The organism is Phreatobacter oligotrophus, assembly GCF_003046185.1.
In the GTDB taxonomy this organism is placed as follows: Bacteria; Pseudomonadota; Alphaproteobacteria; order Rhizobiales; family Phreatobacteraceae; genus Phreatobacter; species Phreatobacter oligotrophus.
The window spans coordinates 216927-243842 of the sequence record NZ_PZZL01000006.1 but is presented as its reverse complement, the minus strand read 5'-3'; the positions used below and the strand labels follow the sequence as shown (position 1 = coordinate 243842).

Below are 26916 nucleotides of genomic sequence, written 5' to 3'. Positions count from 1 at the left end.
CTTCAGCTTGGATTAACCACGTTCCGTCAGGGTGACCGGCGAATCTTGCCGCGGGAACCTCGACGGTTCGCCCGGGTTTGGAGCAGGTCGTCGAAGGCTGGGGTTGGCCATGGCAGTGTCGCTGCGCGTCCGGGTGCTGGGCGTCGTGTTCTCGGGTCTGGTTCTGGCGGGATGCCAGACAACCGCCGAGACCAGCGGGGAGGGCGGCGGCGCCGTCCAGATGGCCCGCGACGCCATGGCCCGCGGCGATGTCTATTCCACCGCCTCGGCGCGCCGGACGACGGCCATCCCGCCACGCATCTACCTGATCCGCGGCCTCGCCAATGTCTTCTCGCAGGGCATGGACGATCTCGGCGCCAAGCTCAGGGCGCGCGGCTACAACGCCACCGTCCATGAGCATGGCGCCTGGAGCACCATCGCCGCGGAGATCGTCGCCAACCAGCGCGCCACCGGCGGCCGCCACCAGGCGGTGGTGATCGGCCATTCGCTGGGCGCCAATGCCGTCACCGACATCGCCAATGCCGTGGCGCAGCAGGGCGGCACGCTGGCGCTGGCGGTGGCCTTCGACCCGACGGTGCGTCAGCCGCTCGCCGGCGGCGCGAAGCGCTACATCAACCTGTTCCAGTCCAACAATGGCTGGGGCACTTCGGTCGCCGCCGTGCCGGGCTATCGCGGCCGGCTGGAGAACATCGACCTGCGCCAGGAGGCCAACCTGACGCATTTCAACATCGACAAGGATGCCGGGCTGCACAACCGCGTCATCGGCTGGATCGGCCAGGCCGTCGGCTCGCCGCGCGGCAATGGCCGTCAGGCCGCGGCGCGCTGATAGTCCTTCACCGCCGAGAAGGTGATGCCGGCGGCGCGCTCTTCCTCGTAGCGCAGCGAGAAGGCCGAGGAAGCCATGTAGACGGGCGCGCCATCGAGGTCGCGGGCCATGGAGGAGCCATGGCTCTCGATGAAGGCGTCGAGCACGCGCTCGTCGTCGGAGGAGATCCAGCGGCAGACCGAGAACTGGCAGGGGTCGAAGTCGACAGGCAGCGTATATTCGGCCGCCAGCCGCTCCTTCAGCACGTCGAGCTGCAGCGCGCCGACGACGCCGACGATGGCCGGTGAGCCGTCATTGGGCACGAAGAGCTGGACGACGCCTTCCTCGCCCATCTGCTGCAACGCCTCGCGCAGCTTCTTGGCCTTCATCGCATCCTTCAGCTTGACGCGGCGCAGCTGCTCGGGCGCGAAGCTCGGCACGCCCTTGAAGACGATGTCCTCGCCATCGGTCAGCGTGTCGCCGATCCGCAGGGTGCCGTGGTTGGGGATGCCGACGATGTCGCCGGCATAGGCCTCCTCGGCCAGCTGGCGGTCCTGGGCGAAGAAGAACTGCGGCGCGTTGAGCGGCATGGGCTTGCCGGTACGCACCAGGCGCGCCTTCATGCCGCGTGACAGCTTGCCCGAGCAGACGCGCAGGAAGGCGATGCGGTCGCGGTGGTTCGGATCCATGTTCGCCTGGATCTTGAAGACGAAGCCGGTCATGCGCGGCTCGTCGGCCAGCACGGTGCGGCTGTCGGCGACCTGGGCGCGCGGCGCCGGCGCATAGGCGATGAGCGCGTCGATGAGGTCGCGGACGCCGAAATTGCGCAGGGCCGAGCCGAAATAGACGGGGGTCAGGTGGCCCTCGCGGTAGCTCGTGAGGTCGAAGGGCTTGGCGCCCTCCTTGGCGAGCAGCGCGCTCTCGCGCCAGTCGTCGGTGCCGTTCGGCAGCAGCTCGTCGAAGACCGCGGCCTCCGGCCCGTTGACCTTGATGACGTCGTCGTCATGGTCGATGCGGCGGATGTGGTTGTGGACGAGGTCATAGGTCCCGGCGAATTCGCGGCCCTGGCCGATGGGCCAGGTCATCGGCGTGGTGTCGATGGCCAGCGCCTTTTCCACATCGTCCATCAGGTCGAAGGGATCGCGGCTCTCGCGGTCCATCTTGTTGACGAAGGTGATGATGGGGATGTCGCGCAGGCGGCAGACCTCGACGAGCTTGCGCGTGCGGTCCTCGACGCCCTTGGCGCCGTCGATGACCATGATGGCGCTGTCGACGGCGGTGAGCGTGCGATAGGTGTCCTCTGAGAAGTCCTCGTGGCCCGGCGTGTCCAGAAGGTTGAAGACGCAGCCGCCATATTCGAAGGTCATCACCGAGGTGACGACGGAGATGCCGCGCTGGCGCTCGATCGCCATCCAGTCCGAGGAGGTCTGCCGGCGGCCCTGCTTGGCCTTCACCTCGCCGGCGAGCTGGATGGCGCCGCCGAAGAGCAGCAGCTTTTCGGTCAGCGTCGTCTTGCCGGCGTCCGGGTGCGAGATGATCGCGAAGGTGCGCCGCCGTGAGGCGGGGGAGGGGGTCGTATCGTTCGCCATGGCCGCCGTTTAGGCGCGGCGGGCCGCGAGAGCAAGAGCAAGCCCGGCCCGCCCCGGCGCCAGACTAGACGATGATGTCCGACAGGTCGTCGATCGGCAGGTAGTCGGGCGGCAGCGACACGCCGGACGTGCTCTCGCTCGTCGCGAGTCGACGCCGGCGGGAGACCGGCCGTCCCTCCAGGGGGTCGTAGTTGCTGAGCGGCGTCGCGCCGCCTTCACCGGAGACGAAGGTGAGGCCGGTGAGCCGCTCGATCTCGGCAATGCGCGTCTGGAAGGTCTTGTAGGCGCCGAAGGGCGCTTCGGTGGTCTCGATCCCGTACTGGGCGATGACCTCCGCCTGGCTGGCGATATAGGCCGTGGCGAAGAGCGAACCATCCTGCTTGAGGGCTGCAACCACCTTCCAGAACTGCAGGGGGTACTTGATCTTCTTGTACTCGGGATCGCCTTCGTCCAGCACCGGACCGGTGATGATCTGGGTGTCGACGTGGCCCGCCTCGATCGACTCCTCGAGGATGTAGCGCTCGATGCCCTGCCAGATCTCGCGGTTCTGGTTGAACCGGGAGTGCTGCGGCGTGCAGTTCGTCCAGTGACAGGTATCGCCGGCCGACATCAGCGCCTTGCGGGGCGTGGTGCCCCATTCGAGGTCCTCGCGGCGGGTCAGGTGGCCGCGGTCGAACTGGTTCTTGGCGTAGTAGAAGCCATCCAGCTGATGCTCCTTCCTGATCCGCGGGTCGAGACGCCAGACGTCGCGGGTCCGTGCCATCTCGTAGCGGTGGCCAAAGGAAACGTTGGCGGCGCTGAACATGGCGAGCCGGCGGTCCTTGTGCATGACGACGCTGTAGTTGTCGTAGTGGAGCACGTGCTTGTTGCTGGCGGTGGGCGACAGAAGCGGTGCGGCATTGACCTCGTTCTGGGCTCCCAGCACCGGCAGGCCGACGATCTTCGCGCCGCCACCGAGGAACTTCGGGTCGTAGCCCTTCCGCTTCCCATAGTCGGGGTCGAACGGCGCCTCGCGCTTCGGCTCGGCGGAGCGCTTGGCCTCGATTGCGAAGCTTTCGGTCGAGGCGACCACTGCCGGGGCCGCAACCGCGCCGTCCGGACGGACCGTCAGCCTGATCTCGATGGGAATGGTGATTGTCTCGTTGGTGGCCATGACGGTGCTCGCGGGTGATGTGGCCGGGAGGGCCGGGGGAGAGGAAGGCGCGCTAGCGGTTGGAGGGGCGGCGCGCCGCGTGTCGGGCGCGAGGGCCGGCGTCTCGACGCGGGCGGAGGCCGGAGTTGCCTGGAACAGGGGCTGGAGAAGAGGGTGGCCCGGCAGGGCCGCCTGCAGCGTCGCGAAGATGCGGCTCGCCCGCACGCCCTCGTTGCCGATCCATTTCACCCGGTCTTCGCTCATCGTCCGCGCGTCGAAATCGCGTCCGTCGACAGTCTGGATGACGCCGTCGCGCATCTCCGGCACGCCCTTGTGGTGCAGCGCCACCACGAACCAGTCATTGTTGAAAACGGGCGACCCCGATGATCCCGGCTTGGTGTCGCTTGAGTACCAGAGCACATCCGGCTGGCGCTTGATCAGCTTGTTTTCGCGCACGCAGACCTGTTTGCGCTCCCCATTGGGGTGCTGGATGAGGCTCAGCCATTCCCCTTCCATCGCCTTTCCGGTGGTGCCGAGCAGGGGCAGATAGCCATAGGCGTCCAGCCGGGATGTGCCGTCCTGCGCCAGCGGGCGCACCGCCACCACGGTGAAGTCGAGGGCGACATCGGTGTGGAACAGACGCCCCGCGTCGAGGGCGAAGTCCACCGGCCCCACCGCCTTGCCCGTGACGTCCAGTTCGTAGCCGAACTGCGCCATCGAGTTGATGGCCAGCGAGCGGTCGGGCATGACATGGTTGTTGGTGATCAGGACGCCGGGAGCGATGAGGAAGCCCGTCCCGGAGCCGATGGCTGAGCCGGCCTGTGATCGCAAGGCGATCTTCGCCACCGCACGAGCGGCAATGGCGCCGCGCTCCAGGTAGGCGACGGGCTGCAATTCGTCGCCAGCAATGATCCGCTCAAATACGACGTCACCGTCGGACCCCAGCGTCTCGGCGAGGAAACGTCGGCGGTCGTCGCGCCGTTCCGCCGATTCCACCACTGCCGGTGGCTTATCGGCCACCAGATCGATGAGACGCCGGACCGCCTCCGCGACCTGGCGGTCATCCTGCATCACGACATTGCCGATGACACCCATCGCCAATCCTCATTGAGGTGCATCGATCCAATTCTGCAACTTATTGTTTCAGTCATGTGACGCCCGGGAATGTCTTGCCCGCTCGGCCGCCATCCCCTAAGAGCCGCGCCGATGGTGCCCCGGTGGGGCGACAGTGCATGTTTCAAGGACGTTCATCGTGGTGGCAGTGCAGTGGAGACGGATCGGCGCCAGCGCCCTGGCGCCGGCCCTGGTGATCGCCCTCATCCTCGGGGCGATGCTTCGCCACCAGCAGGCGAGCCTCCGGGCGGTCGAGGATCGTGACCGCACCGCCCAGATGCAGCTCGTCGGTTCGCTGCTCGGCGCCAACATGGACCAGGCGGCGAAATTCGCCCTCGCCATCGCCGAATCCTTCGGGCGCCACCCGCAGGTGCGGGCGGCGCTCGCGGCCAGCGATCGCCAGCAGCTCCAGGCGCTCTCGGCCGAGGCCTATGGCTATCTCGGCGCCCAGGCCAGCGTGCAGATCTTCGGCTACCACACGCCGGACCTGCGCTATCTCCTGCGCATGCACCGGCCGGACCAGCACGGTGACGACATCTCCACCTTCCGCGCCATGGTTGTGGCGGCGAACCGCCTGCGCCGGGCGCAGACCGGCGTCGAGATCGGCATTGCCGGCATCGGCATCCGCGGCGTCGCGCCGGTCGAGCAGGGGAGCGCGCTGCTGGGCACGGTGGAGGCCGGCCTCGACATCCGCCCCATCCTCGACCTCGTGAAGACCGCGACCAATACCGAGATCGCCGTGATCGCGGCATCCTCCCTAGCCGGCGTCACGCTCGACCCGAAGCTGCCGACGGTCGGCGACCTCACCGTCATGGCGGCCACCGACGAGGCCCTGTTCACCGGACTGATGCGCGCCGAGCCGCTGCGGGCCGTCCGCGACGTGACCATTGGCACACGCCGCCTCGGCGGTCGCAGCTATGCCGTCATGGCCCAGCCGCTGGTGGATTTCTCCGGCCGGCTCATCGGGCTCACCGTCATCGCCCGGGAGGAGGCGCGCTCGGATGGGCGACGGCTGACCACCGAGCTCTGGGTCATGGCCCTGGTGGGCGGCATCGTCGCCTTCGTCGCCTTCCTGGTCCTTGCCCGCCTGCGCCGGCAGGAGGCGTGATGGCCCGCATCCTCCTCGCCTGTCTGTGGCTCCTCGGCCTCGGCCTCATCGCCCATGCGGAGGAGGCCGGCGAGGGCCTCACCGCCCTGCCGCGCGGCGTCGAGCTGCCGGTGCGGGTGCGCGTCGCCGTGCGCGTCCTCAATGTGCTGGAGGTGCGCGAGGTCGGCGGCCAGGCGCGGCTTCATCTCGAAATTACCCAGCGCTGGCATGATCCGCGCCTCGCCTTCGACGCCGTGGCGCAAGGCCTGTCGCGCGAGGACCGCGTCGGCGCGGAGGCGGACGAGCGGCTGAAGGCGATCTGGTCGCCGGGCCTCGTCCTCGACAACCAGGTCGGCGGCCGGGACTCGCGCACGGTGGCGCTCTCCATCCACGCCCATGGCGAGGCGGTGGTGATCGAGCGCTTCGAGGCGGATGTGCGGGTGCGCATGACCATGGACGCCTTCCCCTTCGACCAGCAGAACCTGACGCTGGCCCTCTCCCTGCCGCGCCATCCGCAGCAGGAGGCGGTGCTGATGACCACGGAGGCGGACCGACAGTTCTCCGGCATCGAGCGGGCGCTGGCGGTGGTGGACTGGCGGCCCATTGGCCTCAGCTTCGTCAACGACCTCGCCATGGGCTGGAACGCCCGGTCCTATTCGCGGCTCAACGTGACGGTAACGCTGGCCCGCGAGGCGCAGCGCTACGTGCTGCGCATCTTCGTGCCCGTCATCGCCGTGCTGGCCGTGTCGCTCTTCGTGCTGTGGGGGCCGGGCCTCCTCGAGAAGGACAAGGGCAGCCTGATCTTCTCCTCGCTGCTGGCGCTCGCGGCCATCAGCTTCACCTTCGAATCGAGCTTTCCCGGCGCCATCTCGCTGAACACCCCCGTCGCCGAGATGATCTCACTCGGCTACCTCTATCTGGTGTCGGTGCTGCTGTTCGAGGTGGTGCTCTCGGTGGTGGTCGCCCAGCCCGGCGGCCGCTGGCGCGAGGAGGCGGAGGCGCTGCGCGGCCACCTGCGCTGGGCCTTGCCGGCCATGATGCTCATCGTCTGCCTGGGGGCGGCGCTGCGGGCGCTGCCCGGCTGAGCCTGTCGCGACGGCAGCCATGCACGAGGGCAGGGTGGATGGCGCCGAGCCCTGCGGCGGGCGGCCTCGACGCTCGGCGAGGGCAGCCTATAGTCGGGGCAGGGCGGCCATCTCGCCGCCGCCGGAGGGTGTCCCCCATGGTCTCGTCTCGCCTGCCCCTCGCCGCGCTCGCCGCGGCCAGCCTCTCCCTCGCCGCGCCGGCCCTGGCCCAGGCGCCGACCCTGCCGCCGGGCCCGCCGGTCTCCATCCAGATGGTGACGCAGCTCTCGCCCTCGATCCCGCAATATACGCGCGTCGACATTCCGATGCTGCGCGAGGGCATCCCGGCGCGCTCGGGCGGCCGCATCCGCGTGACGCTGGCGAGCTGGCCGGAGCGCAACCTCTCCGGGCCCGACCTGATCCGCGTGCTGCGCGCCGGCCAGATCGACCTTGCCGGCATGGCGCTGCCGACGGTCGCCGGTGACGTGCCGCTGCTCGACATCATCGACATGTCGGGACAGAACCCCTCGCACGAGCAGGGCCGGCGCATCGCCCATGCCATGCTGCCGACGCTCAATCAGGAGCTTGAGCGCTTCGGGGTGAAGATCGTCGCCTTCTATCCTTTCCCCGGCCAGGTGCTGTTCTGCCGCGATCCGATCACCAGCCTCGCCGACCTCAAGGGCCGGCGCGTGCGCACGCCCGGCGGCTCGCAGAATGATTTCATCCAGTCGGTGGGCGGCCAGCCGGTCGCCATCGGCTTCCCGGAGGTCTATTCGGCGCTGGAGCGCGGCGTCGTCGACTGCGCCGTGACCGGCACCGCCACCGGCAACGGCGCCCGCTGGTACGAGGTGACGCGCCATCTCTACACGCTGCCGATCCAGTGGGGCGTTGCCGCCTATGCGGTGAACCTTGCCTGGTGGAACCGCCTCGACCCCGCCGTGCGCGACTTCCTGCAGGCGACGATGAACGACGTCGAGGAGCAGCAGTGGAAGCTCGGCGCCGAGCTCACCGAGGACGGCATCCAGTGCAATGCCGGCAATGCCGATGGCTGCAAGATCGGCCATGTCGTCACCAACCGGCCGATGACCGTCACCCGCGCCACGCCCGCCGACGAGGCGACGCTGCGCGAGGCGCTGACCAAGGTGGTGCTGCCGGCCTTCGTGAAGCGTTGCGGTGCCCGCTGCGGCGAGATCTACAACCGCATCGTCTCGCCGATCAGCGGCATCACCTACGTGGCGCAGTGAGCGGCATGATCCACCTGCTCGACCCGGCCTCGTTCCGCACCGTTCCCTGGAAGAACGGCGGCGGGACGGCCACTGACATCGCCCAAAGGCTCGGCGCAGACGGCGAGCCGGACTGGCGCGTCGGCACCGCCGCGATCGACCGCGACGGGCCCTTCTCGGACTATGCCGGCGTGACGCGCACCTTCACCATCATCCATGGCGCCGGCGTCACGCTGGACTTTGCGGGGGAGGGGGTGCGACCCGTGCCCCCAGATGCCCCGACGGTCTTTGCCGGTGCGCCGGCGCCCTATTGCCGGCTGGTCGACGGGGTACCCGCGACTGCCTTCAACCTTCTGACGCGGGACGGGGCGGCACGCGGTACGGTACGGATCCTCGCCGGTGGCGGTGCAGCCGACACGCTCGCCGGCGCCGACGTCATTGTCCTCTTCGCGGTGGCGGGGGATTGGCGGGTGACGGGTGCGAGCGGCGACATCGCGCTCGGCGCCGGGTCGGCGCTCCTGGCGGACGCCGAGGCCGGCCTTGGCGTCAGCGGCGCTGCGGGCGGCCGTCTTGCGGCCGTCGCCATCCACCGCGTCTGACGGCGTGGCGGAGCCCGCGCGGCCGGTGGTGATCGACGCCCGGGAGGCGCGGCTGGCATCGCCGCGCTGGCTCACCCTCGTCTCGCTCGCCGCGGCGCTCGGCTTCGCCGGGTTCGGCCTCGGCTACAGCCTGCTCCATGCCCTGCCGACCCTCTACTGGGACGGCTGGGGCTATGCCGGGGTGCTGCTCCGCGCTCACGAAGGTGGCACCCTCGCCGATTGGGCGCGGGCCCTCCACTGGCGGCACAACGAGCACCGGCCGGGCCTCGCCAAGCTGGTCATGCTGGCGGACTGGTATGTCCGCCCGGGTTTCGGCGTGTGGATCCATCTGGCGCTGATGGCGGCCGCCGGCGCCTTCCTCTTCGTCCTCGCCCTCGCCGACCGGGTCGATCGCGCCTCGCTCGTCGTCCTGATGGTGGCGGGCGCGGGGCTCTTCCTCGCCCCCGTCCATGTCGAGAACACCACCTGGTTCACGCAGGCCCAGTTTCCGCTGTTCATCGGCCTCTCGCTCGGGTTGATCTGGGCCGTGATGGCGGCCCGCAGCACGGCCCATGCGCTCCTCGTTGCCTGCCCTCTCGCGGTCCTCTGCACCTACACCATGGCCGCGGGTGTCCTCGCTCCCGTGGCGGCGGGAGCGGCGGCGCTGCTGTTCCGGCGCGACGGGCCGCGCGCCCTCGCCATGGTCGTGCCGGCCCTGATCGCCGCCGGGCTCGCCAGCCTGTCCGTCGAGGGAGCGGCGCCTGCCCGCGTCTTCGCCGCGCCGCTCGAGGCGCTGGCCTATGGCCTCGCCTTCCTCGGATCGGTGACGCCGACCCGCACCGTCTGGCTGGCCCAGGCCGTCGGCCTTGCCATTGCGCTCGGCGGGCTCGCCCTGATCGCCTGGGGCGCCCATCGTTGCTGGCGGCGGGGGCAGCCGCTCGATCCGCGGGCCGCGAGCCTCCTCGGCGGCATCGGTCTCGTCCTCGCCGTGGCCGTCGCCACCGGCCTCGCCCGCGGCGCCGAGGGCCCGCCCGCCTATGCGCTCGTCTCGCGCTATGCGCTCGTGTCGCTGACCGGCCTGCTGCTGGTGATCCTCGTGGCCGTTCGGCTCTGGCTGCACCGGCCCGCGGTGGTGCTGGCCGGGCGCCTCGCACTGGTTGGCGCCGCCGTGGTCGCCGCGGTGCCGCATCCCTGGGTGTCGCAGGTCATCCAGCAGCGCCAGCGCCTCGCCGATGTCGCGGACATGGCGCGCAACGGCATCGCCGATCTGGAGGTGCTGCGCTTCGCCTATCCGTCCGCCGAGGCGCTGAGGCCCATCCTCGTGAGCCTGCGACGGGCCGGCCTTGGCCTCTACGACCGCGCGGCGGGACCAGCCTGGCCGCCGCTCGGCGCGCTGGCAGGCGCCATTCCGCCGGATCTTCCCGTTTGCGGGGGGACCATCACGGCCGTGACGGGGATCGGGCCGGGCGCGGTGCGGGTCTCGGGCGTCGTGGGCCGTGCGAGCGGCGCACCTGCCTGGATCGTCGCGCGCGGTGCCGATGGCGCCGTTACCGGCTGGACCCGCCCGCGGCGCTCGGTCATCGGCCCGCAAAGCGATGTCTTCACGCTCGCGATCCGCGTAGAGGCGGCGCCCGGCGGGATCATCGGCCTCGATGCGGCCGGGGCGATCCTCTGCCGCTTCGCCATGCCGTCGGCGACGCCCATCCTCTTCGCGCAGATGCCCTTCATGCCGGGTCTTGCGGGAACGCCTGCCGACGTTCTCATCCGCGGCGAGGGCTTCGACCCCGCGCCCGCGCCGCCGGCGCCGCTGCGGCCGCTTGCCGGTGTCGCGGCGGTCCACGGCAGCGGATTGGCGGGCGCGGCGCGCCGCGGGGCCCTGCGCATCGAGATCCGCGCCGTGGCGGCGGGCCAGACGCTCGCGCTGCCGATCGCGGCGGGCGAGGATCATCGCCGCCAGACGGTGCGGCTCGTCGATGCCGACGGCACGCTGCTGGCCGAGGCCGCGCCCGCCTTCCGCGAGCACCATCTCTGGTATGCGCTGCTGCTGCCCGCTGCGCTGCTGCGGCCGGGCATGGCGCTGGTCGTCAGCGATGGCGGTGACGGCTTTGGCGAGTGGGTCGCGGTGGGCGAGCCGCGCTGGATCGTCCCGCCCGAGACGGGCGGCCGGTTCTGAGCCCTCAGCCGATGGCGATGATCTCGATTTCCTGGCCGGCGACCATGGCGAGGTCGCCGACGACCTTGCCCATGAGGGCGCGGGCCATGGGCGAGACATAGGAGATGGTGCCAGCCGACGGGTCGGCCTCGTCCTCGCCGACGATGGTCCAACTCTGCCGGCGACCGTCCTCGCGGTCGATGGTGACGCGGCTGCCGAAATGGACCTTGCCATCCCTCGGCGGGGTCGGCTGCACCTCGGCGCTGGCGCGGCGGGCCTGGAAGTAGCGCAGGTCGCGGGCGGCGCGGGCATAGGCGATGCCGGTCGCGTCCTCGCCTGCGGCCTTGGCGGCGAGGACCGCCGCCTTCGCCTCCTCGACGGCGGCCTCGAGCGCGGCGAGGCCGGCCGAGGTGACAAGGTTCGGATGGGGCGAGATCGGCCGGTCCTGGAGGTTCGCCTCCGTCCCGTCCCGGTCGTTCTCCTTGGTGAAGGCGACGCTCATCCGTTCCGTCTTTCGTGCTATGGCATGGCCGTCCGGCCCTGCGGCCGACGATCCTGCCAGATGGGGCGGCGATCTCCCCGCCGCAACCTTGACACTCCCGCCCCGGCCACGTATAGCCGCCGCCTCTTCTTCATCGACGCATCGTCCGTCGGGTCTCCCGATCCCGGTGCTCGTCTCCAGGGATCGCCGCCATGAAGGTCCGCAACTCGCTCAAGTCGCTGCGCGGTCGCCACCGCGACAACCAGATCGTGCGCCGCAAGGGCCGCGTCTACGTCATCAACAAGACCCAGAAGCGCTTCAAGGCGCGTCAGGGCTGAAGACGGCGTCACGCCGTTCTTTGGGACTGACGCCGCTCACGTGGCTGTCATCGTCCCGACATTGACCGTCGCCGCGTCCTGGCCCAGCTTGGAGCCATGACTCGCGCGGCGGTTTTTCTTTTGTCTCTGCTCGGCCCGGTTCTCGCCGGTGCGCCGTCCTTTGCCCAGACCACCGGTCCGGTGCCGACGCCGCCCGCGGAGACAGCGCCCGCCGCGGGTGCGATCACCCCGCCAGCCCTTGCCTCCGAACGCGCCCGCCGGCTCGACGAGCTCTACTCGCGCCTGCGCGAGGCCGACAATCCGCGCCAGGCGCGTGTGCTCGAGGCCCAGATCGGCATGCTGATGTCGGTCTCCGGCTCGGACACGGCCGATCTCCTGATGGGCCGGGCGCAGCAGGCCATGCAGCAGCGCCAGGCCGATCTCGCGCTCTCGCTGCTCGATGCGGTCATCGACCTGCAGCCCGACTTCACCGAGGCCTGGAGCCGCCGGGCGACCCTCTATTTCGCCCGCCGCGAGTTCGGCCGCGCCATTTCCGACCTCGAGAACGTGCTGAGGCTTGAGCCGCGCCATTTCGGCGCCATGGTCGGTCTCGGCATGCTGCTGCAGCAGCTCGGCGACGAGAAGGGCGCGCTCACCGCCTTCCAGCAGGCCATGGAGGTCAACCCGCATATCGAGCGGGTGCCGCAGATCATCCAGCGCCTCAAGCCGAAGGTCGATGGCGTCGAGCTCTGAGGCGCCGGCGATCCGCGATCCTCGCCCTCCCGTAGATTCTGCATGGCCATCGATCCGCTGATCACCGCCGCCGCGGTGCCGGCCCTCCTCGCCGGCTGGACGGCCGTGCGCGCCCGCCGCATCACCCGCAGCTTCCCGCCGGAGGGGCTGTTCCTGCCGACGCGCGCTGGCGCCCTGCACCTCATCGACAGCGGCGATGGCGACGGCCGCCCGCCCGTCGTCTTCTTGCATGGCGCCTCCGGCTCGGCACTGAGCTGGCGGCCGGCCTTCGGCGATCGGCTGGACGGGCTCGGCCGCGTCCTTCTGGTGGACCGCCCCGGCCATGGTTTCTCGGAACGCCGTGCCGGCCGCGAGGCCGCCCGCCTCGACCATCAGGCCGATGCAATCGTCGATGCGCTGGACGGGCTCGGCATCGGCAAGGCCGTCGTCGTCGCCCATTCCTGGGCCGGGGCGCTCGCCTGCCGCATGGCGCTCGACCATGCCGATCGCGTCGCCGGACTCTGCCTCATCGCGCCGGCGACCCATCCCTGGCCCGGCGGCGTCCACTGGTACTATTCCGTTGCGGCGAGCCCGGTGCTCGGCCCGCTCTTCTCCTGGACCCTCGCCCTGCCGGTCGGCGAGGCCTGGATGCGCGCCAGCATTGCCGGTGTCTTCAGCCCGCAGGCCGTCGAGGACGACTATGCCGAGGCGGCGGGTATCCCGCTGGTGCTGCGCCCGCACCAGTTCCGCGCCAATGCCGAGGATGTGGCAGGCCTGTTGCCGCAGGTCGAGGAGCAGTCCCGGCGCTATGGCGACATCAGCTGCCCGGTGACGGTCATCTCCGGCGATGCCGACGGCGTCGTGTGGACGCATCTGCACTCCGCAGGGCTTGCCCGCGACATCGCGCAGACCAAGCTCATCATCATGCCCGGAGTCGGCCACGGCCCGCACCATGCCGATCCCGACCGGATCATCACCGAAATCCGGGCGCTGCAGGGCAGCCCCTAGATCTCCGTATCGTCCGAGCCGACGAAGGCGATGCGCAGCATGTTGGTGGCGCCGGGGGTGCCGAGCGGCACACCGGCGACGACGATGATGCGCTGGCCGGGCTTGGCGAAGCCGTCCTTGAAGGCGAAACGGCAGGCACGGCTCACCATGTCGTCGAGGTCGCGGGCGTCCTGGGTGACGACGCAGTGGACGCCCCAGAGCAGGGCGAGCTTGCGGCCCGTGGCGATCTTCGGGGTCAGGGCGATGGTCAGCGGCTTCGGCCGCTCGCGGGCGACGCGCAGCGCCGTGGAGCCGGAGGAGGTCCAGCAGACGATGGCGGAGAGGTCCAGCGTCTCGGCGATGTCGCGGGCGGCGAGCGCGATGGCATCGGCGCCGGTCGCCTCGGGCTCGGCGCGCTGGCCCTGGATCACCGCGCGATAGGTCGGGTCCGCCTCCACCTCCTCGGCGATGCGGTTCATCATCGACACCGCCTCGACCGGGTACTGGCCGGCGGCGCTCTCGGCCGAGAGCATGATGGCGTCGGCGCCCTCGAAGACGGCGGTGGCGACGTCGGAGACCTCGGCGCGGGTCGGCACCGGCGCGGTGATCATGCTTTCCAGCATCTGGGTGGCGACCACCACCGGCTTGCCGGTGCGGCGGGCCTGCCGGGTGATCTGCTTCTGGATGCCCGGCACCTTGGCCATGGGCATCTCGACGCCGAGATCGCCGCGGGCGACCATCAGCGCGTCCGAAATCTCCATGATCTCGGCGAGGCGGGCCACAGCCTGCGGCTTCTCGATCTTGGCCATGACGGCGGCGCGGCCGCGCGCCACCTTCTTCACCTCGGCGACGTCCTCGGGGCGCTGGACGAAGGAGACGGCGATCCAGTCGACGCCGGCATTCAGCGCTGCGTCGAGGTCGGAGCGGTCCTTGTCGGTGAGCGCCGAGACGGGGAGGGTGGTGTCGGGCAGCGAGACGCCCTTGCGGTCCGACAGCTTGCCGCCGACGAGGACGCGGCACTCCGCGCGCTTCGGCGTGCAGGCGACCGCTTCCAGCAGCACCTTGCCGTCGTCGAGGATCAGGCGATGGCCGGGCTCGAGCGCGGCAAGGATCTCGGGATGGGGCAGGTGGACGCGACCAACGTCGCCGGCGGTCTTGTCCGAATCGAGCACGAAGGTCGCGCCGTTCTTCAGCATGACCGGCCCGTCCTTGAAGGTGCCGACGCGCAGCTTCGGGCCCTGGAGGTCGGCGAGGATGCCGATGGGGCGCTGCACCTCATGCTCGATGGAGCGGATGGTCTCGACGAATTCCCGCAGCTTGTCGTGCGGCGTGTGGCTCATGTTGATGCGGAAGACATCCGCTCCGGCCGCGAAAAGGGCGCTGATCTGGTCGCGGCTGGTCGAGGCAGGTCCCAGGGTGGCGAGGATCTTGGTCCGGCGCTGGCGTCGCATGAGTCGTTTGTCTCCCTGACGCGATCCTAAACCGGTTTGATCGCGTGGAGCGAGGGGCGGAGGGCGGATTCGCGCGGTGATAAGCCTTCACCGTCGCCGTGACGGGGGCATGTCGCGCGCGGCGTGACCGGTCAGGCGTGGCCGGATTCGGAGGAGAGCATGCCCGGATCGATGCCGATCTTGCGCATGGCGCGCTCGTACTTGGTCTCGACATCGGCGCCGAAGATCAGGTCCGGATCGGCCGGGCAATGCAGCCAGCCATTGGCCTGGATCTCGTTCTCGAGCTGGCCCGCGGCCCATCCCGCATAGCCGAGGGCAAGGACGGCGCTGGACGGTCCCTCGCCGATGGCGAGCGCTTTCAGGATGTCGAGGGTGGCGGTGAGGCAGATGCCCTCGTCGATGGGGAGGGTCGAGTTCTCGATGTAGAAATCGGAGGAGTGCAGCACAAAGCCGCGGCCGGTCTCCACCGGCCCGCCGCGCAGGACCCGGATCGAATCGACCCGGGGCGGCAGCATGATCTTCCGCGCCTCGGGGATGATATCGAGCTGCACCAGGAGGTCGGAGAAGGCGAGGTCGGCGGCGCTCTGGTTCACGACGATGCCCATGGCGCCATCGGCGGAATGGGCGCAAAGGTAGATGACCGTGCGCGAAAACCGTTCGTCGCGCATGGTCGGCATCGCGACGAGCATCTGTCCATCGAGATAACCGCGGACGCGGTCGCGCGCCCCGCTTCGGATCTTGCCTGCCATGCCTCACGCTAACCCGGACAGCCGCGAATTGCCACCGTGCGAGGGCGCGGTGGACGTGCGGCCTCCGCATGTTCAACGGAACGTCAGTGGCAAAAATCCGGCGGCCGACATAAGAGTTCCCGCCATGTTCGACCGGCGTGCGCTTCTGTCCTTCCTGGCGCTGGCCGGGACCGGGGCGCCGGTCCTGGCGGCGCCCGCCATGTCGGCCTGGTCGCGCGACACGAAATCGGCCGTGCGCCTCCTCGACGGCGGCATGGAGGGAGGCCTCCACCTCGCCGGTGTCGAGATCACGCTCGATCCGGGCACCAAGACCTACTGGCGCACCCCCGGCGATTCCGGCGTTCCCCCGGCCTTCGACTGGTCGAAATCGACCAATGTCGCCGATGTGGCGGTGTCCTGGCCGGCGCCGCTGCGCTTTCCGGACGGCAACGGCTTCTCCATCGGCTACAAGACCGGCGTCGTCTTTCCGCTCCTCGTCAGGCCGAAGGTCGCGGGCCAGCCGGTGCGGCTCGGCCTCCATCTCGATTATGCGGTCTGCGACCAGATCTGCATTCCCGCCAAGGCCGATGCCTTGCTCGGCCTGTCGCGCAGCCCCTCCGACCCGGCGGCAGCGGCGGCCATCGCCCGCTACCGGGCGAGCGTGCCGCAGGCGGCGGTGCCGGGCCTTTCGCTGGCCATCGAGGCGGTGGACCGGTCGGGGCAATGGCCGGTGGTCACGCTGAAGGCCGAGGTGGAGGCCTCTGCCCCGGCCGATCTCTTCGCCGAGGGGCCGGACATCCACTGGACGCTGCCGCTGCCCGAGCCGCAGGACACAGCCGGGACCGTGCGCCGCTTCAAGCTCACCCTCGACGGTGCGCCACGCGGCACCGACCCGCTCGGCCAGGCGCTGACCTTCACGCTGGTGTCGGGCCACCGGGCGCTGGAAGCAAAGCTCACCCCGCGCTGAACAGCGCGCTGGCGTCTCGACGCCGGACGGGGGACGCACTAAGTATCGTCGCGTCTTTGCAACAGGCGGCCCGTGGGCCGCGTTATCCATCCTTCATCGAGGAGTTCCCCATGACGATCCAGGTCGGCGAGAAGCTGCCGGAAGCGACCTTCCGCACCATGACGGCCGAGGGCCCCGCCGCCCGCACCACCGGGGAGATCTTCGCCGGCAAGACCGTGGTCCTGTTCGCGGTGCCGGGCGCCTTCACGCCCACCTGCCACAAGAACCACCTGCCGGGCTTCGTCGCCAATTTCGAGGCCATCAAGGCCAAGGGCGTGGACGCGATCTACGTGACCTCGACCAACGACGTCTTCGTGCTCGACGCCTGGCAGAAGGCCACCGGCGCAGTCGACAAGGTCGGCATCCTCGCCGATGGCAGCGCCGATTTCGCCAAGGCCGTGGGCCTTGAGAACGACATGAGCTCCTTCGGCATGGGCATGCGCACCAAGCGTTATTCCATGCTCGTCAAGGACGGCGTCGTCGCCTCGCTCAACATCGAGGACGGCCCGGGCAAGGCCGACGTCTCGGGCGCTGAGAACCTGCTGAAGCAGCTCTGAGCGTTCAGGCCGGGTCGACCGGCCACCGCATCGCATCGCAAGCGCCGCCCCGGTCTTTCCGGCCCGGGCGGCGTTGCCGTTTCAGAAACCGAGGACGCCGATGGCGCCGAGGAGGCCGATGCCGACCAGCGGCACGCCGGCGCGCACGGCATAGGTGGGGGTGCGGGCCGGCAGGACCTGGCGCAGGCGCTCGACGATGCGGCCGGCCTTGCGCGCCGCGCGCAGCGGCAGGGTCACGACGGCCGGCAGGCTGTCGCGGCAGATGGCGTGCTTGCGGACGTAATGGGGCACATGCCAGGTCGACCATGTCCCGGCGCGGAACAGGGCCGCATCGCCGGGCCGGAGCGTGCGGGGCGCTGCGCCGTCACCGGAGACGATCACCTCGCCCTCAATGATGTGGACGATCTCGTCGCCGCCGAAATACCAGCGGAAGGACCCGGCCGTGCAGTCCCAGACCATGGCGGAGGTGGTGCCGTCGGAGGAATCCGACCAGTGGCGGCAGCGGGCGACCGGCTGGCCGCCGATGATCCATTCGGGACGGATCGGGGCGGGATCAAGGTCGAGATAGGTGAGGCTCTCGGCAGAGAAAGGCGGCCGGCTCATGGTCGTCTCCTGTGTCATGCCGGGACACGCGCCCCGGTTGCGTCAGGAGATCGCAAGAGCCTTGCCGGTTCTCACGCCGGCGTGATGGCCTGCCGCCTCAGCGCGTCTTGAAGGGCGCCATGCCCATCCGCGCGAGCTCGTCGGCCCGCTCGTTCTCGGGATGGCCGGCATGGCCCTTCACCCAGTGCCAGGTGATCTCGTGCAGGTCGGCCACGTCGTCGAGGCGCTGCCAGAGCTCGGCATTCTTCACCGGCTTCTTGTCGGCGGTGCGCCAGCCATTGCGCTTCCAGCCGTGGATCCAGGTCATGATGCCGTTCTTCACGTACTGGCTGTCGGTGTGCAGGTCGACGCGGGAGGGCCGCTTCAGCGCTTCGAGGGCATTGATGGCCGCGAGCAGTTCCATGCGGTTGTTGGTGGTGACGGGTTCGCCGCCGTTCAGCTCCTTCACCACCTCGCCATAGCGCAGGATGGCGCCCCAGCCGCCGGGTCCCGGATTTCCCGAGCAGGCGCCGTCGGTGAAGATCTCGACGCGGCGCGGATCAGCAGCGGTGCTCATGCGAGGCCGTATTCGGTGGGGGAGGTGACCTTCTGGTGGAAGCGCAGCTTGCGCAGATATTCCAGCGGGTCCTTCGGCGTGACGACCGCCCCGGGCGGGACGTTCAGCCAGTCGACGAGCCGGGTGAGCAGGAAGCGCAGGGCCGAGCCGCGGGCGAGCAGCGGCAGCGCCGCGGTCTCGGCGGCGCTCAGCGGCCGCACCGCCTGGTAGGCGGCAATCATGGCCCGGCCCTTGGCGAAATCGAACTCGCTGTCGGGCGAGAAGCACCAGGCGTTGAGGCAGATGGCGAGGTCGTAGGCGAGGATGTCGTTGCAGGCGAAGTAGAAGTCGATGAGGCCCGACAGCCGGTCGTTCAGGAAGAAGACGTTGTCGTTGAACAGGTCGGCATGGATGACGCCGGTCGGCAGGTCCTTCGGCCAGGACACCTCGCAATGGGCAAGCTCGGCGGCGATCGTGGCGGCGAGGTTCGGCGCGACGGTGTCGGCGCGGTCCTTCGCGCGCTCGTAGAGCGGCCGCCAGCCCGGCACGGAGAGGGCGTTGACGCGGGTCAGGGCGAAGCCCGAGCCGGCGAGGTGGAGTTCGGCCAGCGCCTTGCCGACAGCGCCGCAATGCATGACCTGCGGGCGGCGGATCCACATGCCATCGAGAAAGGTGACGATGGCGGCGGGCCGTCCGGCAAGCTCGCCGAGCGTCTCGCCGTCCTTCATCCGGACGGGTTGAGGGCAGGTGAGGCCGCGGGCGGCCAGGTGCTCCATCAACCCGATGAAGAAGGGCAGGTCCTTCGGGTCGACGCGCTTCTCGTAAAGGGTGAGGATGAAGCTGCCGCCGGTGGTGTGGAGGAGGAAGTTCGAGTTCTCGACGCCCTCGGCGATGCCCTTGAACGAGAGCAGCGTCCCGATGTCGTAGCGCGCCAGATGGGCCGAGAGGTCCTCGGCGGTGACATCGGTATAGACGGCCATGGCAGGTCTCAGGCCGCCGCGTCGGGGCGCAGCTGGCGGGGCAGGGGGAAGAAGACGCTCTCGTCGGCGGTGGAGACGGTCTCGACCGAGACCTCGTAGCGCGCGGCGAAGGCCTCGATGATCTCCTCCACCAGCACCTCGGGGGCCGAGGCACCGGCGGTGATGCCGAGCGAGGCGATGGCGCCGAAGCGGTCCCAGTCGATGTCGGCGGCGCGCTGGACCAGGTCGGCGACGCGGCAGCCCTCGCGCTCGGCCACCTCGCGCAGGCGCTGCGAGTTGGAGGAGTTCGGCGCGCCGACCACGATCATCGCCTCGACATGCGGCGCCACGCGCTTCACCGCCTCCTGGCGGTTGGTGGTGGCGTAGCAGATGTCCTCCTTGTGAGGACCGACGATGGCGGGGAAGCGCTCGCGCAGGCAGTCGACGATCTCTCGGGTGTCGTCCACCGACAGGGTCGTCTGGGTGACGAAGGCGAGGGCCTCCGGGTCGCGCGGGGTGAAGGCGCGGGCATCCTCGATGGTCTCGACCAGGGTGACGGCCCCGGCGGGGAGCTGGCCCATGGTGCCGACGACCTCGGGGTGGCGGGCATGGCCGACCAGCACCACCTCGCGGCCGCGGCGATGGTGGATCTCCGCCTCGCGATGAACCTTGGTCACCAGCGGGCAGGTGGCGTCGATGGCGAGGAAATTGCGCTCCTGCGCCTCGGCCGGCACCGATTTCGGCACGCCATGGGCTGAGAAGATGACGGGGGCGGCGGTGTCGGGGATCTCGTCGAGCTCCTCGACGAAGACGGCGCCCTTGGCCTTCAGCCCGTCGACGACGAAGCGGTTGTGGACGATCTCGTGGCGGACATAGACCGGCGGACCGTAGAGCTTGAGGGCCTGCTCGACGGCGTCGATGGCCCGCACCACGCCGGCGCAGAAGCCACGCGGCGAACACAGCAGGATCTTCAGCGGCGGCTTCGGCAAGGCGCTCTCCGGATGAGACGCTCCCGTTTCGGGGGAAGCGGCGCGCCTGTCAAGGCGAGGCGCTTCAGGCGGCGCGCGGCAGGGATGCGCGCGGCTGCCTGACACGGCGGAAGACCGCGACGATCTCGTGCCGCGTGCAGGGGATGGCGCCCATGGCGATGGCGCGGCGCCGCTCGAAACCGGTGAGGTCGTAATGCGGGGCGCTGGTCTTCGGCGGACCCTGGTAGATCAGCCGGTGGACGCCCATGGCGCGGGCGAAACGGTGCAGCTCCTCCTCGGTATCGGCGAGGAGGTGGCACCATTTGAGGCCCTGCCAGTCCCAGATGGGATCGTCGACGTAGACGGCCATCGGAACCTCAGGCGGCGAGAAGACCGGCCGAGCCGAGCGCGGCGTTCTGGCGCGCCGTGACCGTCTCCAGCGAGAACTGGTCGATCTGCTCGTTGAACAGCCGATAGAAGTTCATCTCCGCCTTCAGATGCAGGAAGACGCCGCCGAGGCCGATGGCAGCACGGTCCATCAGCACGAATTCCTGCGGGATGGTCACCGGCCCCTTTTCCTTCAGCGCCTTGTGGACGGTGAAGGCCTCGCGCCGCCCATATTCGCCAGGCGAGATGCCGTCGGCGATGGAGCGCACGCGGTCGTCGAGCAGCGGGCCGTAGATGAAGCGCGCCCACAGGTTCAGGATGTCGATGAGGTCGCGGTTGAGGTTGCGGAAGCCCCAAGTCTCGTAGGCATGGACGATGCGCGCATCGTCGTTCGACTCCAGGCCCTTGTAGAGGTCGATCACCGCGCCGATGAAGCGCGGCGGGAAGATGCGGATGCAGCCATAGTCGAGAAGGTTGATGCCGCCGGGCTCGCCCGCCTCCTCGAAGACCGTGTAGTTGCCGAGATGCGGGTCGCCGTGGATGACGCCGATCGCGGTGAAGGGGTGCCACCAGGCCCGGAACATGGCGGTGGCCAGCCGGTTGCGGATCTCCAGCGACTTGTCGACATGGCTCAGCATCTTGGTGCCGTCGAGCCATGAGAGGGTCAGGAGGCGGCCGGTGGAGAGCTCGTCGCGCACGTCGGGCACGCGCACCAGCGGCTCGTCGGCAAGGACGCCGCGATAGAGTGCGGCATTCTTCGCCTCGCGCCGGTAGTCCAGCTCCTCGCGGACGCGCGCGCCGATCTCCTTGATGATCTCGCGGGTGTCGACCGCCGGATCCATGCGGCGATGGATGGCGAAGAGCACCTCGAGCTGGGCGAGGTCGGCCTCCACCGCCGACTGCATGTCGGGGTACTGGAGCTTGCAGGCGAGGGCCATGCCGTCATGGGCGGTGGCGCGGTGGACCTGCCCGAGCGAGGCGGCGGCCGACGGCATCTTGTCGAAGCTCGCGAACTTGCGCTCCCAGTCGGCCCCGAGCTCCGCCATCATGCGGCGCTTGACGAAGGCGGGGCCCATAGGCGGGGCCTCGGACTGCAGCTTCTGCAATTCCTCGGCATATTCCGGCGGCAGGACTTCCGGGATGGTGGCGAGGAGCTGCGCCACCTTCATGATCGGCCCTTTGAGGCCGCCCAGCGCCCGGGTGAGCTCCGCCGCGTTCTTCTCGCGGTCGAGATTGGCGCCGAAGAGGCGCGCCGCGGCGATGGAGGCGGCAGCGCTCGCCACATTGGTGCCGACGCGGGCATAGCGCGACAGGCGTCCGGTCAGACGGTTGGCTTCGTCGTCGCGTGGGGGCATGCGGTGCGTCCTCGTGCTGTCGAGGGGCACATAGGGTGCCGGTGCCCCGGTTTCGAGGGGGCTAAGGCTTGGCGAGAGCTTTCAGCGTGGAGGCGTACTTCGTCATCACCTCGTCCATGATCCGCCGAACATCATCGTTCATCGGTTTTTGACCCGTGACAACGATCCCCTGCTCGGCGCTCGCGGTTACGCGGACCTTGCCAGGACCTGCCGGAGCGTCGACATCCGGCAGGACGAGGTCGATCCGGTCCGCGACCTTGCGAAACGAAAACCGCATGGCGTACTCCCTTCCATCGAGAGCATACCATAGGTTGTGATTGTCGCGAGCGCTCCCGCAACCCCCCCCGCCTAGCCCTCCATCGCCTCCAGCTCGTCGATCAGCCGGGCAATCACGCCCAGACCGCCCTGCCAGAAGGCGGGATCGCGCGCGTCGAGGCCGAAGGGCGCCAGGAGCTCGGCATGATGCTTGGTGCCGCCGGCGGAGAGCATGGCGAGGTAGCGCTCGGCGAAGCCTGAATCGGCCTGCTCGTAGACGGCATAGAGCGAGTTCACGAGGCAGTCGCCGAAGGCATAGGCGTAGACGTAGAAGGGCGAGTGGATGAAGTGCGGGATATAGGCCCAGAAGGTCTCGTAGCCCGGCTTCAGCTCGATGGCGGGGCCAAGGCTCTCCCCCTGGACGCTCATCCAGGCCGCGCAGATGTCATCGGCGGTGAGTTCGCCGTCGCGGCGCGCCGCGTGGATCTTCCGCTCGAAGGAGTAGAAGGCGATCTGCCGCACCACCGTGTTGATCATGTCCTCGACCTTGGAGGCGATCAGCGCCTTCTTCTGGACGGGATCGGTGGTGCCTTTCAGGATCGCCTTGAAGGTCAGCATCTCGCCGAAGACGGAGGCCGTCTCGGCAAGGGTCAGCGGGGTCGGCGCCATCAGCGCGCCGTTCGGCGCGGCGAGCACCTGGTGGACGCCGTGGCCGAGCTCGTGGGCGAGGATCATCACGTCGCGCGGCTTGCCCTGGTAGTTCAGCAGCACGAAGGGATGGGCCGAGGGCACCGTCGGATGGGCGAAGGCGCCCGGCGCCTTGCCGGGGCGCACCGGCGCGTCGATCCAGCCCTCGTTGAAGAAGCGGCTGGCAATGTCGGCAAGCTGGGGCGAGAAACCGCCATAGGCGGAGAGAACGGTGTCACGCGCCTCGGTCCAGGCGATGGTGCGCTGCTCGACCTTCGGCAGCGGCGCATTGCGATCCCAGTGCGGCAGGGTGTCCATGCCGAACCACTTGGCCTTCAGCCGGTAGTAGCGGTGCGACAGGCTCGGATAGGCCTCGCGCACGGCAGCGACCAGCGCATCGACCACCTCGCGCTCGACGCGGTTGGCGAGGTGGCGGGAATCGGCAACGTCCTCGAAGCCGCGCCAGCGATCGGAGATTTCCTTGTCCTTCGCCAGGGTGTTGGTGATGAGGGCGAAGGTGCGCAGGTTCTCCTTGAAGGTGACGGCGAGGGCCTCCGAGGCCTTGCGGCGGGTCTCCTCGGCGCTGTCCTGCAGCAGGTTCAGTGTCGGCTCCAGCGGCAGCTTCTCTCCGTCCACGTCGAAGCGCAGGCTCGCCATGGTCTCGTCGAAGAGGCGGTTCCAGGCAGCGCGGCCGGTCATCGCCTTCTCGTGGAAGAGCTTCTCGATCCGGTCGTCGAGCTGGAACGGCTTGTCCTTGCGGATGTCCTCCAGCCAGGGCCGATAGCGCGCCAGCGGCTCGCGGCTGATGGCCTGGTCGAGCAGCGTGTCGTCGATGCGGTTCAGCTCGAGGGTGAAGAACAGCAGGTGGGAGGAGATCGCGGTGATCTTCTCCTGGATGTCGCCGTAGAACTTCACCCGCTTCGGGTCGGTCGTATCGCCGGCATAGACGAGCCCGGCATAGGAGGCGAGGCGGCCGAGCCGGTCCTCCAGCCGCTCGAAGCGCGTCACCGCATCCATGAGGTCGGCGGTCGCGCCGGGGCCGCGGGTGACGGCCTCGAGCCGGCCCTTGAACGCGGCCTCGAAGGCCATGGCCTCGGTCTCGGCGGCCTGCAGGTCCTCGCCGATCGCCGGATCGTCCATGTCGCGGTACAGGGCGGTCAGGTCCCATTCCGGCAGGGCGCCGACGGCCTCGTCGGCGCGGCCGCGCGAGGCGGCGCTTTTCGAGGCGGCGTCGTTGACGGAGCGGCGCATGGGGGCCTCCTGAAGCTGCGGCGGACAGGAGGCTGTATGGGCGTTCCGTCCCAGCGGATCAATGTCCGCGGGGCTGGCCGAAGTCCTCTGGCGCGACCCGTTGCCGATCGGCAACGTCGGCGCTCAGCCCGTGGCGGCGAAGACCTGCGGAGCGGCGTCGGCGACGGTGCGCTTGCGGAAGCGGACCAGCGTGTAGACGCCGAACAGGGCGACGCGGCGGCGCTCCACCACCTCCATGCCGCCATGGTTTGCCGCCCAGGCCTCGAGCCGGTGGAAGGGGAATTCCGGGCGCAGGCCGAAAGCGTGGGCGTGCTTGGAGAACCAGCGCTCGACAGCGGCGGCGAGGCCCTTCTCGGAATAGAGATGGTTGACCAGGATGATCTCGCCGCCGGGCTTCAGCACCCTGGCGCATTCGTCGAGGACGCGCTCGGGACGCTCGACGAGGGTGATGACGAACTGCGCGGTGATGGCGTCGAACATGCCATCGGGAAAGGCGAGGTCATGGGCGTCCATGACCTGCACGTCCTTCACATGCGGGAAGGCGCCGCTCGCCATGCGGTCGCGGGCGCGGGCGACCATCGGTTCCGAGAGATCGATGCCATAGACCTCGTGGTCCGGGCCGTAGTCCTGGAAGGACAGGCCGGTGCCGACGCCGAGCTCCAGGATGCGGCGGCCGGCGCGCTTGGCAGCATCGGTCGCGGCGCGGCGGCCGCTCTCGAAGATGGGGCCGCAGACGGCGTCGTAGATCGGCGCCCAGCGCGCATAGGCGCGTTCCATCGTGTGGCGATCGAGATCTCCGGCCATGCGGCCCTCCCGGCAATGAGGCCCGGCCGAATCCCGGGCGGCTGAGGGCGGAGCGCTAGCAGCGGCGGACGACAGTTCGACGACAGGATGTCGCAGGCGTCTCGCGCCGCTCCGGCAACCTGTCACAAAAGCGCAGCGGGAATCTGGTCTGGCTCCCCGCAAACGATCTGGCGGAGCCACGCATGACGGTGAAGCGGCACAGGGCCCTGTTCATCTCCGACGTCCATCTGGGCGCCCGAGGCTCGCAGGCGCAACTCCTGATCGACTTCCTGCGCCACAACGAGGCGGATGTCGTCTATCTCGTCGGCGACATCGTCGACGGCTGGCAGCTGAAGCGCGGCTGGTACTGGCCGCAGGCCCACAATGACGTGGTGCAGAAGCTCCTGCGCATGGTCCGCAAGGGCAGCCACCTCATCTACCTGCCGGGCAATCACGACGAGTTCCTGAGGGACTATTTCGGCACGCATTTCGGCGGCATCGAGGTGATGGACCGCATCGTCCACGAGGCGGCCGACGGCAAGCGCTACCTGGTCATCCACGGCGATGCCTTCGACGTGGTCGTCATGCACGCCCGCTGGCTCGCCCATCTCGGCGACTGGGCCTATGACGCCGCGCTCTACTGCAACCGCTGGGTCAATTTCGTCCGCCGCAGGCTCGGCCTGACCTACTGGTCGCTCTCGGCCTGGGCCAAGCTGAAGGTGAAGAAGGCGGTGAACTTCATCGGCGCCTTCGAGGAGGCGCTGGCGCTGGAGGCCCGCCGCCAGAAGGTCGACGGCGTCATTTGCGGCCATATCCACCACGCCGCCATCAAGGACCAGCTCGGCATCCGCTACATGAATTGCGGCGACTGGGTGGAGAGCTGCACCGCGCTCGCCGAGAGTCACGACGGCCGCTTCGAGATCATCCGCTGGACCGTTCCGGTCGCCTCTCCGGCAAGCCTGCCGGAGGAGGAGCCGGCCCTCGTGCCGACGCCGCTCGCCATGCCCGGGCGGCCCAAGGTGGAGGCCTGAGGCCCATGCGCGTCGCCCTCGCCACCGATGCCTGGGCCCCGCAGATCAACGGTGTGGTCCGATCGCTGACCGAAACGGCGGCGGCGCTCGGCCCCCTGGGGCACAGCGTTGAGTTTATCACCCCCGAGGGCCTGCCGAGCTGGCCCTTGCCGACCTATCCGGACATTCGCCTTGCCATCGGCGCGGGGGCGGCGGTCGCCGAGCGGCTCGACCGCCTCGCCCCCGACGCGCTGCACATCGCCACGGAAGGGCCGATCGGTCATGCGGCGCGGCGCTGGGCCATGGCCCGGCGCCTGCCTTTCACCACGAGCTATCACACCCGCTATCCCGAATATGTGCGGGCCCGCGCGCCCGTCCCCGAAGCGTTGACCTATGCCTGGCTGCGCCACTTCCACGGGCCGGCCTCGCGCACCCTGGTGCCGACCGAGACCATGCGGCGCGAGCTCGCCTCCTGGGGCTTCCGGAACCTGTCGGTCTGGTCGCGCGGCGTCGATTCAAGGCTGTTCCGGCCACGGGACCTTGAGCCCGTCGCCTGGCCGCGCCCGCTGATGCTGAGCGTCGGCCGCGTCGCGGTAGAGAAGAACCTCGAGGCCTTCCTCTCGCTCGACCTGCCGGGCACCAAGGTGGTGGTCGGCGACGGCCCGCAGCGCGTGGCGCTGGAGCAGCGCCATCCCGAGGCCGTGTTCCTCGGCTCGCGCACCGGCGAGGCGCTTGCCGAGATCTATGCGAGCGCCGACGTCTTCGTCTTCCCGAGCCTGACCGATACCTATGGCAATGTCATGCAGGAGGCGCTCGCCTCCGGCGTGCCTGTGGCGGCCTTCCCCGTGGCGGGCCCGCTCGACGTCATCACCGATCCGGCGGTCGGTGTGCTCGATGCCGATCTCGCGGTGGCGATTCGCCGGGCGCTGACGCTGGACCGGGCGGCCTGCCGCGCCTTCGCGCTGACCCGCAGCTGGGAGGCCGCGGCGCGCCAGTTCGCCAGCGCGCTTGCGCCTTTCGCGAGCGTCGCGCGGGCGGCCTGATCCGTTCCCGGCCAGGGCGTTAGAGGGCCGTTAACCCGACCTTAAGCGGCGACAACCACCTTCTCCCGAATCGAGACA

At 69.6% G+C, this 26916-nt stretch carries 27 protein-coding genes; 13 read left to right on the top strand and 14 right to left on the bottom strand.

From position 1 onward, the window contains the following. Window positions 1-109 precede the first annotated feature (109 nt). Window positions 110-826, top strand: coding sequence for a hypothetical protein (locus C8P69_RS15620; protein ID WP_108178352.1), 717 nt, complete (start codon window positions 110-112; stop codon window positions 824-826). Here the strand turns inward: C8P69_RS15620 and C8P69_RS15615 are convergent. Further along, on the bottom strand, window positions 808-2394 hold the full coding sequence (locus C8P69_RS15615; RefSeq protein WP_108178351.1) for a peptide chain release factor 3: 1587 nt from the start codon (window positions 2392-2394) through the stop codon (window positions 808-810). The genes C8P69_RS15620 and C8P69_RS15615 overlap by 19 nt on opposite strands. A 64-nt stretch (window positions 2395-2458) precedes the next feature. Continuing rightward, window positions 2459-4621, bottom strand: coding sequence for a DNA/RNA non-specific endonuclease (locus tag C8P69_RS15610; protein ID WP_108178350.1), 2163 nt, complete (start codon window positions 4619-4621; stop codon window positions 2459-2461). A 157-nt stretch (window positions 4622-4778) separates the two neighbouring features. On the opposite strand from C8P69_RS15610, the gene C8P69_RS15605 reads away from it, so the two are divergent. The 5 genes from C8P69_RS15605 (at window position 4779) to C8P69_RS15585 (ending at window position 10764) form a co-directional block, all read left to right on the top strand. Further along, window positions 4779-5747, top strand: coding sequence for a cache domain-containing protein (locus tag C8P69_RS15605; RefSeq protein ID WP_108178349.1), 969 nt, complete (start codon window positions 4779-4781; stop codon window positions 5745-5747). Next, complete coding sequence (locus C8P69_RS15600; protein WP_108178348.1) at window positions 5747-6811, top strand: ligand-gated ion channel; 1065 nt, start codon at window positions 5747-5749, stop codon at window positions 6809-6811. The genes C8P69_RS15605 and C8P69_RS15600 overlap by 1 nt, the downstream gene beginning before the upstream one ends. 137 nt (window positions 6812-6948) lie before the next feature. After that, window positions 6949-8034, top strand: coding sequence for a TRAP transporter substrate-binding protein (locus tag C8P69_RS15595; RefSeq protein ID WP_170118265.1), 1086 nt, complete (start codon window positions 6949-6951; stop codon window positions 8032-8034). Window positions 8035-8039: 5 nt separating this feature from the next. Further along, window positions 8040-8612, top strand: a complete 573-nt coding sequence (locus C8P69_RS15590) for a HutD/Ves family protein (protein ID WP_108178346.1) — start codon at window positions 8040-8042, stop codon at window positions 8610-8612. 25 nt (window positions 8613-8637) lie between these two features. Continuing rightward, entirely contained in the window at window positions 8638-10764 is a 2127-nt protein-coding gene (locus C8P69_RS15585) for a hypothetical protein (RefSeq protein WP_108178345.1), read from the top strand. 4 nt (window positions 10765-10768) lie between these two features. Here the strand turns inward: C8P69_RS15585 and greA are convergent, their stop codons facing one another. Further along, entirely contained in the window at window positions 10769-11245 is a 477-nt protein-coding gene (gene greA, locus C8P69_RS15580) for a transcription elongation factor GreA (protein WP_108178344.1), read from the bottom strand. 191 nt (window positions 11246-11436) lie between these two features. Between greA and ykgO the strand changes: the two genes are divergently transcribed. The 3 genes from ykgO (at window position 11437) to C8P69_RS15565 (ending at window position 13281) form a co-directional block, all read left to right on the top strand. Beyond that, a complete protein-coding gene (ykgO, locus tag C8P69_RS15575) occupies window positions 11437-11562 on the top strand; it encodes a type B 50S ribosomal protein L36 (RefSeq protein WP_106749089.1) in 126 nt (41 codons plus the stop codon). Window positions 11563-11682: 120 nt separating this feature from the next. After that, entirely contained in the window at window positions 11683-12294 is a 612-nt protein-coding gene (locus C8P69_RS15570; protein ID WP_108178343.1) for a tetratricopeptide repeat protein, read from the top strand. 42 nt (window positions 12295-12336) lie between these two features. After that, a complete protein-coding gene (locus tag C8P69_RS15565) occupies window positions 12337-13281 on the top strand; it encodes an alpha/beta fold hydrolase (RefSeq protein ID WP_108178342.1) in 945 nt (314 codons plus the stop codon). Here the strand turns inward: C8P69_RS15565 and pyk are convergent. Both pyk and C8P69_RS15555 read right to left on the bottom strand, forming a co-directional pair. After that, the gene (gene pyk, locus C8P69_RS15560; RefSeq protein WP_108178341.1) at window positions 13278-14711 is read right to left on the bottom strand and encodes a pyruvate kinase; all 1434 of its coding nucleotides are present in this window, start codon (window positions 14709-14711) and stop codon (window positions 13278-13280) included. The genes C8P69_RS15565 and pyk overlap by 4 nt on opposite strands. A 131-nt stretch (window positions 14712-14842) precedes the next feature. Then, entirely contained in the window at window positions 14843-15460 is a 618-nt protein-coding gene (locus tag C8P69_RS15555) for a YqgE/AlgH family protein (RefSeq protein ID WP_108178340.1), read from the bottom strand. 124 nt (window positions 15461-15584) lie between these two features. Between C8P69_RS15555 and C8P69_RS15550 the strand changes: the two genes are divergently transcribed. Beyond that, window positions 15585-16406 carry a protein-disulfide reductase DsbD domain-containing protein gene (locus tag C8P69_RS15550; RefSeq protein ID WP_170118264.1) on the top strand — a complete coding sequence of 274 codons (822 nt, stop codon included), beginning with the start codon at window positions 15585-15587 and terminating at the stop codon, window positions 16404-16406. Between the two features lie 110 nt (window positions 16407-16516). Continuing rightward, on the top strand, window positions 16517-17002 hold the full coding sequence (locus tag C8P69_RS15545; protein ID WP_108178338.1) for a peroxiredoxin: 486 nt from the start codon (window positions 16517-16519) through the stop codon (window positions 17000-17002). Window positions 17003-17083: 81 nt separating this feature from the next. Here the strand turns inward: C8P69_RS15545 and C8P69_RS15540 are convergent, their stop codons facing one another. From C8P69_RS15540 to C8P69_RS15500, 9 genes are all read right to left on the bottom strand, one after another. Next, a complete protein-coding gene (locus C8P69_RS15540) occupies window positions 17084-17605 on the bottom strand; it encodes a cupin domain-containing protein (protein ID WP_108178337.1) in 522 nt (173 codons plus the stop codon). 97 nt (window positions 17606-17702) lie between these two features. After that, window positions 17703-18161 (bottom strand): ribonuclease HI, encoded by a 459-nt coding sequence (gene rnhA / locus C8P69_RS15535; protein ID WP_108178336.1) that lies wholly within the window; start codon window positions 18159-18161, stop codon window positions 17703-17705. Further along, window positions 18158-19120, bottom strand: coding sequence for a homoserine kinase (locus C8P69_RS15530; protein ID WP_108178335.1), 963 nt, complete (start codon window positions 19118-19120; stop codon window positions 18158-18160). The genes rnhA and C8P69_RS15530 overlap by 4 nt, the downstream gene beginning before the upstream one ends. Window positions 19121-19128: 8 nt before the next feature. Further along, window positions 19129-20088 (bottom strand): 4-hydroxy-3-methylbut-2-enyl diphosphate reductase, encoded by a 960-nt coding sequence (gene ispH, locus C8P69_RS15525; RefSeq protein ID WP_108178334.1) that lies wholly within the window; start codon window positions 20086-20088, stop codon window positions 19129-19131. Between the two features lie 64 nt (window positions 20089-20152). Beyond that, window positions 20153-20437: a DUF4031 domain-containing protein gene (locus C8P69_RS15520; RefSeq protein WP_108178333.1), complete on the bottom strand. Its 285-nt coding sequence runs from the start codon at window positions 20435-20437 to the stop codon at window positions 20153-20155. Window positions 20438-20444: 7 nt separating this feature from the next. Then, a complete protein-coding gene (locus C8P69_RS15515; RefSeq protein ID WP_108178332.1) occupies window positions 20445-21809 on the bottom strand; it encodes an ABC1 kinase family protein in 1365 nt (454 codons plus the stop codon). Window positions 21810-21870: 61 nt separating this feature from the next. Beyond that, the gene (locus C8P69_RS15510) at window positions 21871-22086 is read right to left on the bottom strand and encodes a hypothetical protein (protein ID WP_108178331.1); all 216 of its coding nucleotides are present in this window, start codon (window positions 22084-22086) and stop codon (window positions 21871-21873) included. A 71-nt stretch (window positions 22087-22157) separates the two neighbouring features. After that, on the bottom strand, window positions 22158-24002 hold the full coding sequence (locus tag C8P69_RS15505; RefSeq protein ID WP_108178330.1) for a M3 family oligoendopeptidase: 1845 nt from the start codon (window positions 24000-24002) through the stop codon (window positions 22158-22160). Window positions 24003-24125: 123 nt separating this feature from the next. Then, on the bottom strand, window positions 24126-24806 hold the full coding sequence (locus C8P69_RS15500; protein WP_108178329.1) for a class I SAM-dependent methyltransferase: 681 nt from the start codon (window positions 24804-24806) through the stop codon (window positions 24126-24128). Window positions 24807-24988: 182 nt separating this feature from the next. Between C8P69_RS15500 and C8P69_RS15495 the strand changes: the two genes are divergently transcribed. Together C8P69_RS15495 and C8P69_RS15490 are read left to right on the top strand one after the other, a co-directional pair. Continuing rightward, entirely contained in the window at window positions 24989-25816 is an 828-nt protein-coding gene (locus tag C8P69_RS15495; RefSeq protein WP_211353834.1) for a UDP-2,3-diacylglucosamine diphosphatase, read from the top strand. A gap of 5 nt (window positions 25817-25821) precedes the next feature. After that, window positions 25822-26838, top strand: a complete 1017-nt coding sequence (locus C8P69_RS15490; protein WP_108178328.1) for a glycosyltransferase family 4 protein — start codon at window positions 25822-25824, stop codon at window positions 26836-26838. The last annotated feature ends 78 nt before the right edge of the window (window positions 26839-26916 follow it).

Excerpts from the sequence above, each read along its gene's own strand:
- pyk (WP_108178341.1), bottom strand. The coding sequence starts at position 14,711 with ATGCGACGCCAGCGCCGGACCAAGATCCTCGCCACCCTGGGACCTGCC.
- C8P69_RS15505 (WP_108178330.1), bottom strand. The coding sequence starts at position 24,002 with ATGCGCCGCTCCGTCAACGACGCCGCCTCGAAAAGCGCCGCCTCGCGC.
- ykgO (WP_106749089.1), top strand. The coding sequence starts at position 11,437 with ATGAAGGTCCGCAACTCGCTCAAGTCGCTGCGCGGTCGCCACCGCGAC.
- C8P69_RS15540 (WP_108178337.1), bottom strand. The coding sequence starts at position 17,605 with ATGAGCCGGCCGCCTTTCTCTGCCGAGAGCCTCACCTATCTCGACCTT.
- C8P69_RS15550 (WP_170118264.1), top strand. The coding sequence starts at position 15,585 with ATGTTCGACCGGCGTGCGCTTCTGTCCTTCCTGGCGCTGGCCGGGACC.
- C8P69_RS15620 (WP_108178352.1), top strand. The coding sequence starts at position 110 with ATGGCAGTGTCGCTGCGCGTCCGGGTGCTGGGCGTCGTGTTCTCGGGT.
- C8P69_RS15615 (WP_108178351.1), bottom strand. The coding sequence starts at position 2,394 with ATGGCGAACGATACGACCCCCTCCCCCGCCTCACGGCGGCGCACCTTC.
- C8P69_RS15500 (WP_108178329.1), bottom strand. The coding sequence starts at position 24,806 with ATGGCCGGAGATCTCGATCGCCACACGATGGAACGCGCCTATGCGCGC.
- C8P69_RS15590 (WP_108178346.1), top strand. The coding sequence starts at position 8,040 with ATGATCCACCTGCTCGACCCGGCCTCGTTCCGCACCGTTCCCTGGAAG.
- C8P69_RS15610 (WP_108178350.1), bottom strand. The coding sequence starts at position 4,621 with ATGGGTGTCATCGGCAATGTCGTGATGCAGGATGACCGCCAGGTCGCG.
- C8P69_RS15595 (WP_170118265.1), top strand. The coding sequence starts at position 6,949 with ATGGTCTCGTCTCGCCTGCCCCTCGCCGCGCTCGCCGCGGCCAGCCTC.
- C8P69_RS15545 (WP_108178338.1), top strand. The coding sequence starts at position 16,517 with ATGACGATCCAGGTCGGCGAGAAGCTGCCGGAAGCGACCTTCCGCACC.
- C8P69_RS15510 (WP_108178331.1), bottom strand. The coding sequence starts at position 22,086 with ATGCGGTTTTCGTTTCGCAAGGTCGCGGACCGGATCGACCTCGTCCTG.
- C8P69_RS15495 (WP_211353834.1), top strand. The coding sequence starts at position 24,989 with ATGACGGTGAAGCGGCACAGGGCCCTGTTCATCTCCGACGTCCATCTG.
- C8P69_RS15520 (WP_108178333.1), bottom strand. The coding sequence starts at position 20,437 with ATGGCCGTCTACGTCGACGATCCCATCTGGGACTGGCAGGGCCTCAAA.
- rnhA (WP_108178336.1), bottom strand. The coding sequence starts at position 18,161 with ATGAGCACCGCTGCTGATCCGCGCCGCGTCGAGATCTTCACCGACGGC.
- C8P69_RS15490 (WP_108178328.1), top strand. The coding sequence starts at position 25,822 with ATGCGCGTCGCCCTCGCCACCGATGCCTGGGCCCCGCAGATCAACGGT.
- C8P69_RS15555 (WP_108178340.1), bottom strand. The coding sequence starts at position 15,460 with ATGGCAGGCAAGATCCGAAGCGGGGCGCGCGACCGCGTCCGCGGTTAT.
- C8P69_RS15515 (WP_108178332.1), bottom strand. The coding sequence starts at position 21,809 with ATGCCCCCACGCGACGACGAAGCCAACCGTCTGACCGGACGCCTGTCG.
- C8P69_RS15530 (WP_108178335.1), bottom strand. The coding sequence starts at position 19,120 with ATGGCCGTCTATACCGATGTCACCGCCGAGGACCTCTCGGCCCATCTG.
- C8P69_RS15600 (WP_108178348.1), top strand. The coding sequence starts at position 5,747 with ATGGCCCGCATCCTCCTCGCCTGTCTGTGGCTCCTCGGCCTCGGCCTC.
- greA (WP_108178344.1), bottom strand. The coding sequence starts at position 11,245 with ATGAGCGTCGCCTTCACCAAGGAGAACGACCGGGACGGGACGGAGGCG.
- C8P69_RS15565 (WP_108178342.1), top strand. The coding sequence starts at position 12,337 with ATGGCCATCGATCCGCTGATCACCGCCGCCGCGGTGCCGGCCCTCCTC.